Annotated in this window: 9 protein-coding genes and 1 pseudogene; 8 read left to right on the forward strand and 2 right to left on the reverse strand. The window is 72.8% G+C overall.

Annotated elements, in window-relative coordinates; genetic code table 11:
* Nucleotides 1–4: 4 nt before the first annotated feature.
* Both LN042_RS03020 and LN042_RS03025 read left to right on the forward strand, forming a co-directional pair.
* Nucleotides 5–1,284 (forward strand): annotated as a pseudogene (locus LN042_RS03020) (MFS transporter).
* Nucleotides 1,281–1,436 (forward strand): hypothetical protein, encoded by a 156-nt coding sequence (locus tag LN042_RS03025; protein WP_230048183.1) that lies wholly within the window; start codon nucleotides 1,281–1,283, stop codon nucleotides 1,434–1,436. The pseudogene LN042_RS03020 and the gene LN042_RS03025 overlap by 4 nt, the downstream one beginning before the upstream one ends.
* A 222-nt stretch (nucleotides 1,437–1,658) precedes the next feature.
* On the opposite strand, the gene LN042_RS03030 is transcribed toward LN042_RS03025, so the two are convergent.
* The gene (locus LN042_RS03030; protein ID WP_230048184.1) at nucleotides 1,659–2,204 is read right to left on the reverse strand and encodes a hydrogenase maturation protease; all 546 of its coding nucleotides are present in this window, start codon (nucleotides 2,202–2,204) and stop codon (nucleotides 1,659–1,661) included.
* Nucleotides 2,205–2,382: 178 nt separating this feature from the next.
* Here LN042_RS03030 and LN042_RS03035 point away from each other — a divergent pair, with 178 nt between their 5' ends.
* The 6 genes from LN042_RS03035 (at nucleotide 2,383) to LN042_RS03060 (ending at nucleotide 9,972) form a co-directional block, all read left to right on the forward strand.
* Nucleotides 2,383–3,531 (forward strand): 4Fe-4S dicluster domain-containing protein, encoded by a 1,149-nt coding sequence (locus LN042_RS03035; RefSeq protein ID WP_230048185.1) that lies wholly within the window; start codon nucleotides 2,383–2,385, stop codon nucleotides 3,529–3,531.
* Nucleotides 3,528–3,992 carry a Crp/Fnr family transcriptional regulator gene (locus tag LN042_RS03040; protein WP_230048186.1) on the forward strand — a complete coding sequence of 155 codons (465 nt, stop codon included), beginning with the start codon at nucleotides 3,528–3,530 and terminating at the stop codon, nucleotides 3,990–3,992. The genes LN042_RS03035 and LN042_RS03040 overlap by 4 nt, the downstream gene beginning before the upstream one ends.
* Nucleotides 3,993–4,039: 47 nt before the next feature.
* Nucleotides 4,040–4,819, forward strand: a complete 780-nt coding sequence (locus LN042_RS03045) for an FAD/NAD(P)-binding protein (protein WP_230048187.1) — start codon at nucleotides 4,040–4,042, stop codon at nucleotides 4,817–4,819.
* Entirely contained in the window at nucleotides 4,820–5,611 is a 792-nt protein-coding gene (locus LN042_RS03050; protein WP_230048188.1) for an NADH-quinone oxidoreductase subunit B family protein, read from the forward strand.
* On the forward strand, nucleotides 5,608–6,987 hold the full coding sequence (locus LN042_RS03055; protein WP_230048189.1) for a Ni/Fe hydrogenase subunit alpha: 1,380 nt from the start codon (nucleotides 5,608–5,610) through the stop codon (nucleotides 6,985–6,987). Before LN042_RS03050 ends, LN042_RS03055 begins: the two co-directional genes overlap by 4 nt.
* 240 nt (nucleotides 6,988–7,227) lie before the next feature.
* Complete coding sequence (locus LN042_RS03060; protein WP_230048190.1) at nucleotides 7,228–9,972, forward strand: bifunctional acetate--CoA ligase family protein/GNAT family N-acetyltransferase; 2,745 nt, start codon at nucleotides 7,228–7,230, stop codon at nucleotides 9,970–9,972.
* Nucleotides 9,973–10,276: 304 nt separating this feature from the next.
* Here the strand turns inward: LN042_RS03060 and ppsA are convergent, their stop codons facing one another.
* Complete coding sequence (ppsA, locus tag LN042_RS03065) at nucleotides 10,277–12,643, reverse strand: phosphoenolpyruvate synthase (protein WP_230048191.1); 2,367 nt, start codon at nucleotides 12,641–12,643, stop codon at nucleotides 10,277–10,279.
* Nucleotides 12,644–12,857: the final 214 nt, after the last annotated feature.

Here is a 12,857-nt window from a genome sequence, read left to right on the forward strand (position 1 = left end):
AAGGATGCGACGGCACGCGGCACTTCTCGTCAGCGCGGCCGGCGCGATGCTCGTCGCGCTGGACGGCACGGTCCTGCTGGTGGCGCAGCCCAGCCTCCAACGCGACCTCGGCGCGAGCATGTCGCAGATCCAGTGGACGAGCACCGGCTACCTGGTCGCGGTGGCCTCGCTGCTCGTCATCGCCGGACGCCTCGGAGACCGGTACGGGCACCTGCGGCTGCTGTTCGTCGGCGTCCTCGGATTCGGGGCCACCTCGGCCGGTATCGCGCTCGCACCGTCGGTCGACTGGGTGATCGGCCTGCGCACCGCACAGGGCTCCTTCGGTGCGCTGCTCCAACCCGCGACCCTGGCGCTGCTCAGGTTGACGTACCCGGCTGACCGCCTCGGTACGCCGGTGGCCATCCGTACCAGCGCGATCGGGGTGGCCGCGGGGGCCGGCCCGGTCCTCGGCGGTGTCCTCGTCTCGCATCTGGGCTGGCGTGCCGTGTTCTGGATCAACGCCCCCCTCGCGCTCCTGATCGCCGCGCTCACCTTCGCCGTCCGGCCGCCCGCGCCCGAACGGACCGGCTCGTCGCGACTCGACCTGACCGGCGCGGCCCTGCTCGCGGCCGCACTCGCGGTCCTGGTCCGCACCCTGGCCGGCGTACCGGCCCACGGCTGGGCCGGTCCGCCCACACTGCTCGGACTCGTCGCCGCCACGGGCCTCGGGGTGGCGCTCGCCGTGCACGAACGCCGCGCCGCGCACCCGATCGTGCCGCCCGCCGTGGCGCGGTCCGTGCCGGTGACGGCCTCGATGGCGATCCTCCTGGTCGCCACCGCCGGCCTGTACGGCGCGTTGTTCACCGCCACCTTCTACCTCCAGAACGTGCTCCGCCTCGACGCGTTCTCCAGCGGCCTGCGCGTCCTGCCGCTGACCGCGTTCATGGTCCTCGGCGCACCTGCCGCCGGCACGTCGCCACCGTCATGGTCACCGCCACCGGGACCGTCGTCGGTGACGCGCCACCCGCCTACGCCGGGGTGGTGGGTGGGATCAAGCAGACCGCCATGAACATCGGCCCGACCCTCGGCATCGCCGTCGCCGCCAGCGCGACCGGGGCGTTCGCCGTCGGGCTCCCGGCAACGCCGGCCCCGGCGATGGGTCCCACCCTGCTGTCCCTGGCCGCCCTCACCGCCCTCGGCCTGCCGCTGGCGGCCTGGCTGCCCGATGCGCGGCCGGCCGGGCAGAGCCCGTCGCGACCGCCCCGGCCGACGGCCACGCACGACACGGAGAAGCAGGCGACATGAACCCCGACCCCACAGTCGACGACAGCACCGATGACGTCGCCCAGGCCGACGACTTCGACACCTCGGAGATGATGCGCCAGGTGTTCCTGCGCGCACTGTCCAGTCCTCCGCGGGACCACCGGCAACCGGCGCCAGGTACGACCGGCCGCTGATCCAAGGAGTTCCTGAGGGGATCGGCGAATCCGCTCTTCGCACATGCGGGTCAGGCTTGGCCGTGGACCACCTGACTCGGTGCGACGGTGCGGTCCAGCGCCGTCAAACAGGTGTGGCGGGCGGCGAGTTCGGCTTCGAGCCGGGGCAGCTCCTCAAGCGAGCGCAGCCAGAGGGTGATCAGCAGGTTGGCAGTGCCGGCGATGGTGGCGACGGAGCCACAGTCAGTCTCGCCCCGGGTGTTGCGACCGGCACGTCGACGACGAGCCGAGCAGCGTATTCCGCGAGCGGTGCGACGCGAGATCTTTCGCGATCCGCACGACGAGTGGTTCCACGGCGGCGGCGACCGGGGCCGACAGTCCGGTGCCCAGGCCGCTGTCGGCTCCTTCGACGGCGTAGACGACCAGCTGCCCTGGCAGGCGGTCCAGTTCGCGGGCGAGTTCGACGGCTTCGCCGAGCCCCAGGCCGTGGGAGCTCGTCGTGCCGCCGGACCGGGGCAGCAGCTCGGTGTCGAGCTCCAGGCGGTGGACGCGGCCGGGGTGGCCGGGGTGGGCGTGGGCCGCGTCCACCACGATGGCCAGGTCGGCGCACGCCCACAGGCTGAGGAGCCGGGCGGGGTCGCCGTCGCAGAGGCGTAGCAGCGGGCTGCCCGGGAGCGGCTGCCGCGCGGCTCGTTCGGCCAGCCGGGCGACGACCGCCCAGCCCACACCGTCATCGCGCCGGAACTCGTTCCCGACACCGATGACGACGATCCGCGGAGCGACGCCCATGGTGCCCCTCCCTTCCCCGCTGATTGCGCCGGCCGACCCGGTGGGCCTTCTTGCTGCTCGCACGAGGGGAGGGACTGAGCCACCTGGCCCACACCCCCGACCGTCGGCGGACGCCCAGCTGTCGGTCCTGCCGATACTGAGCCGGAGAGCACCAGCATCGGCGTACGGAGGTCGGCGGATGACGGACGACGACGGTGCCGCGGTGATCGACAAGGACGGCATGGACGCACTCGTCGCCGTCCTTGCCGCGCGCGGCCGTACGGTCATCGGGCCCACCGTCCGTGATGGTGCCATCGTTCTCGCCGAGATCTCCGGCGGCGCGGAGCTCCCCTACGGTTGGGGGGTCGAGCTGGAGGCCGGAACCTACCGGCTGGCCGCCCGCGAGGACGGTGCCGCATTCGCGCACAGCGCGGGCCCGCAGTCCTGGAAGACTTTCCTGCACCCGCCGCGGGCCCGGGAGTGGAGCGCCGACCGCACGGCCGACGGCGGCCTGGTGACCACGCCGGACGCGACGCCGCCGCCGTCGTACGCATTCCTCGGGGTGCGCCCCTGCGATCTGCGGGCCATCGCCGTGCAGGACCGGGTGCTGACCGGCGGTCGGCACGCCGACCGGGGGTACCGGGGGCGGCGGGCAGGGGCGTTCCTGGTGGCGGTGGAGTGCACCGAACCCGGCGCCACCTGCTTCTGCGTCTCGATGGGGACCGGGCCGGCCGTGGGACCCGGCTACGACCTGGCGCTGACCGAGGTGCTCGATGCCGACGGCCACCGCTTCCTGGTACGGGCCGGGAGCGAGGAGGGCGAGGCGGTCCTCGCCGAACTGCCCAGCCGCGCCGCCGACACCGCCACCCGGACCGCGGCCCGGGACCGGGTCGCGGCGGCGGCCGATCGGATGGGCCGCAGCATGCCGCCGGTGGACCTGCAGGGGCTGATGCGCGAGACCCTGAACGCCGAGCGGTGGGACGACGTGACGGCCCGTTGCCTGACCTGCGGCAACTGCACCATGGTCTGCCCGACCTGCTTCTGCACCACCGCCGAGGACATCACGGACCTGACCGGCGATCACGCAGAGCGGTGGCGGCGCTGGGAGTCCTGCTTCGACCGGGACTTCACACACCTGCCGGGCGGCCCGGTCCGCGACTCCCCGCGCAGCCGCTACCGCCAGTGGGCCACCCACAAACTCGGCACCTGGTACGACCAGTTCGGCAGCTCCGGGTGCGTCGGGTGCGGGCGCTGCATCGTCTGGTGTCCGGTCGGCATCGACATCACCGAGGAGGCGCACGCGCTGAATCGGGAACGCGCGAGCGGTGCGGGGGAGGGGGCGGGATGACCGTCGTTCGCCACGGTTTCCTCGGCGCCCTCACGCCCGCCCACCGCGACCGGCTGCTCGCCCTCGCGCACGACGTGTCCTTCCCGGGTGGAACCCGGATCTTCGAGGAGGGGGGCGAGGCCGACCGGTTCTGGATCGTCGGCTCCGGCCTGGTCGCCCTCGACGTTCACGTCCCAGGTCGGCCGGAACCCGTCGTGGAGACCCTCGGAGAGGGTGAACTGGTGGGCTGGTCCTGGCTGTTCGAGCCCTATCGCTGGCACCTGGGTGCGCGGACCCGCACCGCCGTGCTGGCACGGGAGTTCGACGCGCGGCAGGTCCGGGGCGCCTGCGAGGAGGACCCGGCTTTCGGGCTGGCGGTGACGCACTGCGTCGCGCAGGTGATCGCCCGGCGGCTGCAGGCCACCCGCACTCGACTGCTGGACCTGTACGGGCCGCCTCCCGGACACGGCGGCGGGACGTGACGGGGGCCTTCGCAGAGACGGCCGCCGCGCCACCTCTCCCGTACCGGGTGGCGCAGCGCCGGACCGACACGCCCGACACCGCCACCATCGTCCTGGAACCCGTCGGTACGGCTCTACCGCCCTTCACCCCTGGGCAGTTCGCCATGGTGTACGCCTTCGGTGTCGGTGACATCCCGCTGTCGGTCAGCGGAATCGACGGTCGGCGGTTGACGCACACAGTTCGCGCGGTCGGCGCGATCTCCGGTGCGCTGCACGGCGTGCGGCCGGGGCAGACGGTCGGTGTGCGCGGCCCGTTCGGCACCGGCTGGGAACTGTCCGAGGAGGCAGGGCGCGACCTGCTGGTGGTGGCCGGCGGCATCGGACTGGCGCCGCTGCGCCCACTCGTCCGGGCGGCGCTCGCCGAGCTCGGGCGGTACGGGCGGCTGAGCGTCCTGATCGGAGCACGCTCGCCGCACGAGCTGCTCTACTCCGATGAGACGGCTCACTGGCAGGCAGGGGCCCGGGTCCTGACCACCGTGGACCACCCCGCCCCTGATTGGATGGGTGACGTCGGCGTCGTCACGACCTTGCTGGACCGGGCCGTCTTCGACCCGTCGACGGCCACCGCCTTCGTCTGCGGCCCCGAGCCGATGATCCGGGCCACCGCCGACGAGTTGGTGCACCGAGGCGTTGCACCGGACCGGATCCGAGTCTCCCTCGAACGCACCATGCACTGCGGCACCGGCCACTGCGGCCACTGCCAGCTCGGTCCGCTGCTGCTGTGCCGGGACGGCCCTGTCGTCACCTGGACCCGCGCCCGCCCCCTCCTCCTGATCCGGGAGCTGTAGGTGCACACCGACACCAACCCACGCCCGAAGCTCGCCGTGTGGAAGTTCGCCTCCTGCGACGGCTGCCAACTCACGCTGCTGGACTGCGAGGACGAACTCCTCGGCATCGCCGACAAGATCGACGTCTCGCACTTCCTCGAAGCGTCCAGCGCGGTCGCGCCCGGACCGTACGACCTCTCCCTGGTCGAGGGTTCGGTCACCACCCCGCAGGACGCCGAGCGGATCCGGCACGTGCGCGCCGTCTCCCGGCGCCTGGTGACCATCGGTGCCTGCGCCACCGCCGGAGGCGTGCAGGCCCTGCGCAACTACGCCGACGTCGCCGAGTTCCAAGCCGCCGTCTACGCCAGGCCGGACTACGTCGCCACCCTCGCCACCTCCACGCCGATCAGCGCCCACGTCCCCGTCGACTTCGAGCTGCGCGGCTGCCCGATCGACCGCCGCCAGCTGGTCGAGGTCATCACCGCCCACCTGGCCGGCCGCACACCCGACGTCCCCCGGCACAGCGTCTGCTTCGAATGCAAGCGGCGCGGCACGACCTGCGTCACGGTGGCACTCGGCACACCCTGCCTCGGCCCGGTCACCCACGCCGGGTGCGGCGCGATCTGCCCCAGCTACGGGCGCGGCTGCTACGGCTGCTTCGGCCCCTCGAACTCCACCAACTTCCCCTCCTTCGTACCGCTGCTGCGCCGCGACGGCATGGACACCCTGGACGTGGTGCGCGTGCTGCGCACCTTCAACACCGCCGCCGAGGAGTTCGACGCGGTCTCCCGGGCGGAGGACGAGCAACGATGACCCATCGCGGCTCCCGCGTGCTGCACGTCGGCTCACTCGCCCGGGTCGAGGGCGAGACCGCGCTGCACCTCGGCCTGGACGGCGACCAGGTGACCGAGGCCCGGCTGGCGATCTACGAACCACCGCGCTTCTTCGAGGCGTTCCTGCGCGGCCGCGCCCACACCGAGCCGCCCGACATCACCTCCCGGGTCTGCGGAATCTGCCCGGTCGCCTACCAGTTGAGCGCCTGCAACGCCGTGGAGGACGCCTGCGGGGTCGTCGTGGACGGACAACTCACGGCGCTGCGCCGGCTGCTCTACTGCGGTGAGTGGATCGAGAGCCAGACCCTGCACATCCATCTGCTCCACGCCCCCGACTTCCTCGGCTGCGACAGCGCCATCGAGCTGGCCCGCACCCACCGCGCCGACGTGGAACGCGGCCTGCGGCTCAAACAGGCCGGCAACGCCATCATCGAACTGCTCGGTGGCCGGGCGATCCACCCGGTCAACGTCCGCGTCGGCGGCTTCCACCGCCTGCCCACCGCCACCGAACTACGGCCGCTGGCCGAACGGTTGCGCCGGGCCCGGGACGACGCCGAGCAAACCGTGCGCTGGGTGGCCGGCTTCGAGTTCCCCGACGCCGGATGCGACCACGACCTGCTCGCGCTCTCCCAACCCGGCACCTACGCCATCGAGTCCGGCACCCCGACCGTCATGCCGGCTCCGCACACCGCCGGCCTGCCCGCCGGCAGCGATCGGGCGCTGCCGACGCGAACCTTCGCGGTCCGCGAGTTCGACGACCATGTCGTCGAAAGCCAGGTGCCCTACTCCACCGCCCTCCACTCCCAGCTGGACGGCCGCCGCCACCTGACCGGCTCGCTCGCCCGCTACGCCGTCAGCGGCCGCTGGCTGTCCCCGCTCGCCCTGCAGGCCGCCGCGGAAGTCGGACTCGGTGACCCCCGGCAGGGCACGATCTGCCGCAACCCCTTCCGCAGCATCATCGTCCGCGCGGTCGAAGTGCTCTACGCGGTCGACGAGGCGCTGCGCCTGATCGAGGCGTACGAACCCGCGCCGCACCCCGGCGTCGAGGTGCCCCCGCGAGCCGGAACGGGCCACGGGGCGACGGAGGCGCCCCGTGGCCTGCTCTACCACCGGTACACCCTCGACGCGCGGGGGACCATCACCGACGCCTCGCTCGTTCCGCCCACCGCGCAGAACCAGGGGGCCATCGAGGAGGACCTGCGCCGCCTGGTCCAGGAGCGCATGGCAGCGGGCGAGCCCACCGACGCCGAACTGACCACCTTGTGCGAACGTGCGATCCGCAACCACGACCCGTGCATCTCCTGCTCGGCCCACTTCCTCGACCTCACCCTCGATCGGACCGGATCCACCCGCTGACGCCATGCGTCGCGGACCAGACAGCGGGCGGGGCCGGGAAACCCCGACACCCGACGGCGTCGACACGCGCAGCCACTGCCGGGAGGGCGGTCGGGTTCTTCGGATCGGGCCGCACGCCCCCAGTCGCCAGGTGTGGCCCGGGGGCCCAGCGGCCGGGGCCGACCGGCCCTGTTCGAGCCGCTCGTATGCTCGGATGGTGGAGGTGTACCGCTCGGAACGTCCTGCCACCGAGGAGTGGCCATGTCCATCGCTCAGCACCGGCCGTCCACCATTGAGGCGCTGCTCGTCGACGGCACCACGGTCGAGATCAGGACGATCGGCCCGCCGGACCACCAGGCGGTTCTCGAGCTGCACGCCAGGCGGATGTCCGAGGAGAGCCGCAGGCTGCGCTTCTTCGGTGCCAGCCGCCGGGCCCCGCAGCTGGCGGCCGACCGGTTGTGTGGCCCGTCGAGGACGGGGACCCGAGCGCTGGGTGTCTGGGCCGGCGGTGAACTGGTCGGGGAGGCCGACTACGAGCGGGTCGAGGAGCGACCGGACACGGCGGAACTGGCCCTCGCGGTCGCGGACGACTGGCAGCACCGGGGTGTCGCCACGTTGCTGCTGGAGCACCTGATCCACGCGGCGCGGAAGCAGGGCGTCCGCACCTTCGAAGCCGACACGCTGGAGGGCAACGTGGCCGTGCACCGGGTCTTCTCCGACCTGGGCCTGCCGGTCCACCGTCGCCTCGAACAGGGCGAGATCCGGGTCAGCGTCCCGCTGGACGAGAGCGACGAGCGCTACCGCGCGGCGGTGGACGAGCGGGGCCGAGCCGCTGACGTGGCCAGCCTCGGCGCACTGCTGCGGCCGGCCTCGGTCGCGGTGGTGGGAGCCTCACGCCGACCGGGATCCGTCGGGCAGACCGTGCTGCTGAAGATCCGCCGGGCGGGCTTCACCGGCGAGCTGTGGGCCGTCAACCCCCACGCCGATGTCGTCGCCGGAGAGCCGGCCCACCCGTCACTCGGCACGCTGCCCGGGACCCCCGACCTCGCGGTGCTGGCCGTCCCGGAGGCTGCCGTGGCGGGCGCCGCCGAGGAGTGCGGCCGGGCCGGAGTGCGGGCGCTGGTGGTGCTCACCGCGGGGCTGGGCCCCGATACCGCACGGCAGTTGATGCACGCGTGCCGCCGGCACTCGATGCGGCTGGTGGGTCCGAACAGCCTGGGCATCGCACTGACCGACCCGACGGTCCGGCTGGACGCGGAGTTCGGCGCGGTGTGGCCGCTGCCGGGCACCGCAGGAGTCGCCGTGCAGTCGGGCGGCGTCGGGATCGCGCTGCTGGAACGCCTGACCTGGCTGGGCATCGGCGTCTCCAGCTTCGTCTCACTCGGCGACAAGTACGACGTCAGCGGCAACGACCTGCTGCAGTGGTGGGAGAGCGACCGCCGAACCGACCTCGCCCTGCTGCACCTTGAGTCCTTCGGCAACCCGCGCGCCTTCTCCCGTACCGCCCGCCGGATCACCCGCAGGATTCCGATACTGACCGTCGACGCCGGCCGCTCCGCCGCCGGCCGCCGCGGCGCCGCCTCGCACACCGCTGCCGCCGCCACACCGACCGTCACCCGCGAGGCACTGTTCCGCCAGGCCGGGATCACCGCCACCCGCAGCATCGGCGAACTCGTCGAGGCGGCGGCGCTGTTGCACGCCCAGCCGCTGCCGGCGCCGCGCGGCGCGGTCGTGGTGGTGTCCAATGCGGGCGGCATCGGCATCCTGGCGGCCGACGCCTGCGCCGACGCCGGACTCTCCCAGCCCGAGCTGCCCGGTGAGCTGACGGCCGAGCTGCGCGGCCTCCTCCCGGAGGGCGCCTCGGCCGCGAATCCCCTGGACACCACAGCGGCCGTGGAGCCCGCCGAACTGGCCGACTGCCTGGGCGCGTTGGAACGCAGCAGCAGCGTGGACGCGCTGCTGGTCTGCCTCGCCCCGACCGCCCTCGCCGCCTCCGAGCGGTTCGATCCGGTCCGCGCCCTGCTCGATGGTCCGTCCCATCGCAGCATCCCGATCGCGGCCGTCCTCCTCAGCCAGGACGTCCCGGTGCGCTACCTGAACTGCTCCGACGGCGGACGCATACCCGCGTACGGGGATACCCAGGCCGCCGCCCGCGCTCTCGCGCACGCCTGCGACCGTGCCCGCCGGCTGGCCGAGCCGCCCGGCGCGGAGGTGACCGTTCCCGACTGCGACCCCGACTCCGCCCGACGGCTCGTAGACGGCTTCCTGGCCGCGCACCCCGACGGGGGCTGGCTCGACCCGACGCTGACGGCCGAACTCCTCGACTGCTACCGCCTGCCGCTCACCACCTCGATCTGGGCGCCGGACGAGCGCGGCTCGGTCATCGCCGCCGAGGCGCTGCGGCAGCTCGGGCACGACGGCAAGGTCGCCCTGAAGGCGTACTGGTCGGGACTGGTGCACAAGAGCGACCTCGGAGCCGTCCGCATCGGCCTCGCCCGTGACAGCGAAGTCCGCTCCGCCTACCGGGAGTTCACCGATCACTTCGGCGATCGGCTGACCGGTGTGGTGGTCCAGCCGATGGCCGCGCCCGGCCTCGAACTGTTCGCCGGCATCGTCCAGGACCAGGTATTCGGCCCACTGATCGCCTTCGGCCTCGGCGGAACCGCCACCGACGTCCTCGACGACCGCACGGCCCGACTGGCCCCGCTGACCGAGCTCGACCTCAAGGCAATGACCACCGAACTGCGCAGCGCCCCGCTGCTGTTCGGCCGGCACGGCGCTGCGGCGGTCGACCTGACGGGCATCGAAAGGGTCCTCGCGGGGTTGTCCCGGATGGCCGCCGACCTCCCCCAGCTCACTGAGGCCGACCTCAACCCGCTGATCGCCCGGCCCGACGGAGTGCTCTGCGTGGACGCCCGGATCCGCCTGGAGCCCCGGCCGTCCTTCGACCCCTACCTGCGACGCCTCCGCACGCCCGCGGCAGCCGAGGAGGTCCCGGAACCATGAACCACAGCGCCCTCGACGGTCCCGCGCCGAGGCACTGACAGTGGCCCTCCGCCGGTGAGCCCACCGGCCACCTCCCGCGCAGGAGCCTGATCCCGGGCGCCGAGCGCCGAGCAGCCGTGCGCCGAGCGCCGAGCAGCGCGGTGGACGGCGTTGTGGCTGCCCATCGGGCCCTCGACTCCACCGAGGACGACACCGACGTTCGGCTCGAACACCCCCACGCCTACGGCGCCGGGCGACGCTCCTGACGCGTGACGCAGCGCGTACCGGCACAGGGCGTTCCCGCCCGGTTCCCGCTGTCGTCTGGTCAGACGGTGTCGCTCTCGGCCGCGGCGACGTGCTGCTTGACGGCGGCGAAGCTGTCGGGTGTGACGGAGACGGAGTCGATTCCGGCCTGGACCAGGAAGTGGGTGAACTCGGGGTCGTTGCTCGGACGTTGCCCGCAGAGGCCGACGGTGCGGCCGGCCGCGTGGGCGGTCGCGATCAGGCTCTCGATGCTGCGGGTGACGGCGCGGTTGCTCTCGTCGAAGAGGTGGGCCAGGAGGTCGGAGTCGCGGTCCACGCCGAGGGTGAGTTGGGTGAGGTCGTTGCTGCCGATCGAGAAGCCGTCGAACCGTTCGGCGAACTGCTCGGCGAGCAGGATGTTGGCCGGGATCTCGGCCATCACGTAGACCCGCAGCCCGTTCTCACCGCGTGTCAGGCCCTCCTCGGCCATCACCGCGAGCACCTGGTCGGCCTCCCGCGGAGTCCGGCAGAACGGGATCATCACCACCACATTGGTCAGACCCATCTCGTCGCGGACCCGGCGCAGCGCCCGGCACTCCAGGGCGAAGCCCTCGCGGTAGCCATCGCTGTAGTACCGGCTGGCGCCGCGCCAGCCGATCATCGGGTTGGCCTCGACCGGCTCGAACGGCCGGCCGCCGATCAGCCGGGCGTACTCGTTGGTCTTGAAGTCACTGGTCCGCACCACCACGGGGTCCGGCCAGCGGGAGGCGGCGATGGTGGCCACCCCCTGAGCCAGCCGCTCGATGAAGTAGGAGGGCCGATCGGGATGTCCGGCAGTGAGTCGGTCCACCTGCCCACGTTCGTCGTCGCAGAGCCGTTCCGGGTGGACCAGCGCCATCGGGTGGACTCGCACCTGATGGGCCACCATGAACTCCATCCGGGCCAACCCCACACCGTCGGCGGGCAGTTGCCACCAGCGGAAGGCGGCTGCGGGGTCGGCCAGGTTGAGCATCACGCCGGTCCGCGTGGCGGGGAGCGTGCCGAGGTCGGTCTCCGACTCCTCGAAGTCGACCCGCCCGGCGTAGACATGGCCGTCCGCGCCCTCGGCGCAGGAGATCGTCACCTGCCGGCCGTCGTTGAGGACGGAGGTGGCGCGACCGGTGCCCACCACGGCCGGCACTCCGAGCTCGCGGCTGACGATCGCCGCATGCGAAGTGCGGCCGCCGTGGTCGGTGACGATGGCTGCGGCCCGCTTCATCAGCGGCTCCCAGTCCGGGTCGGTGACCGCGGTGACCAGGACCGCGCCGGCCGGGAAGCGGTCCAGGTCGACGGGCGTCGCGAGCGCGCAGACCGGCCCCGCGCCGATGGCCTCGCCGACCGCGATCCCGTCGACCACACGCTCGCCGGTGCCGGTGAGCCGGTAGCGGCGCAGCACGGCGCCACGGCGGCGGGACTGCACGGTCTCGGGTCGGGCCTGGACGATGAAGAGCTCGCCGGTGCGGCCGTCCTTGGCCCACTCGATGTCCATCGGACAGCCGTAGTGCTGTTCGACGGCGACGCCCCAGCGGGCGAGTGTGACGACGTCGTCGTCGTCGAGCACCCGTCGGGCCCGCTCCTCGTCAGTGGTGTCAAGGGTGCGGGTCAGGCCGTCGGGAGCGTAGACGGCCTTGCGGCGCTTGGGGCCGATCTCGGTGTGGAGCACCGGGTTCAGCGCCGGGTCCTTGAGGGACGGCTTGAACACCAGGTGCTCGTCGGGATCGACCTGCCCGCTGACCACGGTCTCACCCAGTCCCCAGGCAGCACTGACCTGAACCACCGCCGGGAAGCCGGTGTCGGTGTCCAGGGTGAACATCACGCCGGCCCCGCCCAGGTCCGAACGAACCATCAGCTGAACGCCGATCGACAGCGCCACCGCCAGCTGGTCGAACCCGAGCCGCTCGCGGTAGTCGATCGCCCGGTCGGTGAACAGCGAGGCGTAGCAGCGCCGACATGCGTCCAGCAGCGCCGTGGTGCCACGGACGTTCAAGAAGGTCTCCTGCTGCCCGGCGAAACTCGCCTCCGGCAGGTCCTCGGCCGTCGCGCTGCTGCGCACGGCGACATCCGGGTCCTCGCGTCCGGCTCCCAGCGCGAGCGTGCGGTAGGCCTGTGCGAGGTCGTGTTCGAGGCCCGGCGGTAGTGGAGTGTCCAGCACGGCGGCGCGAATGGCGGCGCCGACTTCGGCGAGTGGCGCGCCCTGACGCAGGAGGCCGATCTGCTCGGCGATCCGCTCGCGTAGTCCCTCGACGTCGAGGAGTTCCCGGTAGGCGTCGGCAGTGGCTGCGAAGCCGTCCGGCACGCGTACACCGACCGGGCCGAGATGGGCGATCAGTTCCCCGAGGGAGGCGTTCTTGCCCCCGACCAGGCCGACGTCCTCGCGGCCGAATTCGGAGAACGGGATGACGCGGCGCATGACTTCCTCCTCGGGTCAGCCGGTGCCGCCTGGTACGGCAGCGGTCGACCGGACGGTGTGCGAAGGTCCAGCGGCGGGCGCGGGCGAGGCTGGGACGGGTGCGCTCCGGATCCGAGGCATCTCCTCCGCCTCCTCGCTGGCCGGAGCCGCGGCGGCTCCTCAACCCCACGATCCCCGTTGCCCTGCTCTGGCCCAAGGGACGCATGGCACCGGT

Source organism: Kitasatospora humi (genome assembly GCF_020907985.1).
Lineage (GTDB): Bacteria > Actinomycetota > Actinomycetes > Streptomycetales > Streptomycetaceae > Kitasatospora > Kitasatospora humi.

What these genes read in the sequence shown, in the direction of transcription:
- LN042_RS03055 (WP_230048189.1), top strand. Translation starts at nt 5,608, where the DNA reads ATGACCCATCGCGGCTCCCGCGTGCTGCACGTCGGCTCACTCGCCCGG.
- LN042_RS03030 (WP_230048184.1), bottom strand. Translation starts at nt 2,204, where the DNA reads ATGGGCGTCGCTCCGCGGATCGTCGTCATCGGTGTCGGGAACGAGTTC.
- LN042_RS03025 (WP_230048183.1), top strand. Translation starts at nt 1,281, where the DNA reads ATGAACCCCGACCCCACAGTCGACGACAGCACCGATGACGTCGCCCAG.
- ppsA (WP_230048191.1), bottom strand. Translation starts at nt 12,643, where the DNA reads ATGCGCCGCGTCATCCCGTTCTCCGAATTCGGCCGCGAGGACGTCGGC.
- LN042_RS03040 (WP_230048186.1), top strand. Translation starts at nt 3,528, where the DNA reads ATGACCGTCGTTCGCCACGGTTTCCTCGGCGCCCTCACGCCCGCCCAC.
- LN042_RS03060 (WP_230048190.1), top strand. Translation starts at nt 7,228, where the DNA reads ATGTCCATCGCTCAGCACCGGCCGTCCACCATTGAGGCGCTGCTCGTC.
- LN042_RS03035 (WP_230048185.1), top strand. Translation starts at nt 2,383, where the DNA reads ATGACGGACGACGACGGTGCCGCGGTGATCGACAAGGACGGCATGGAC.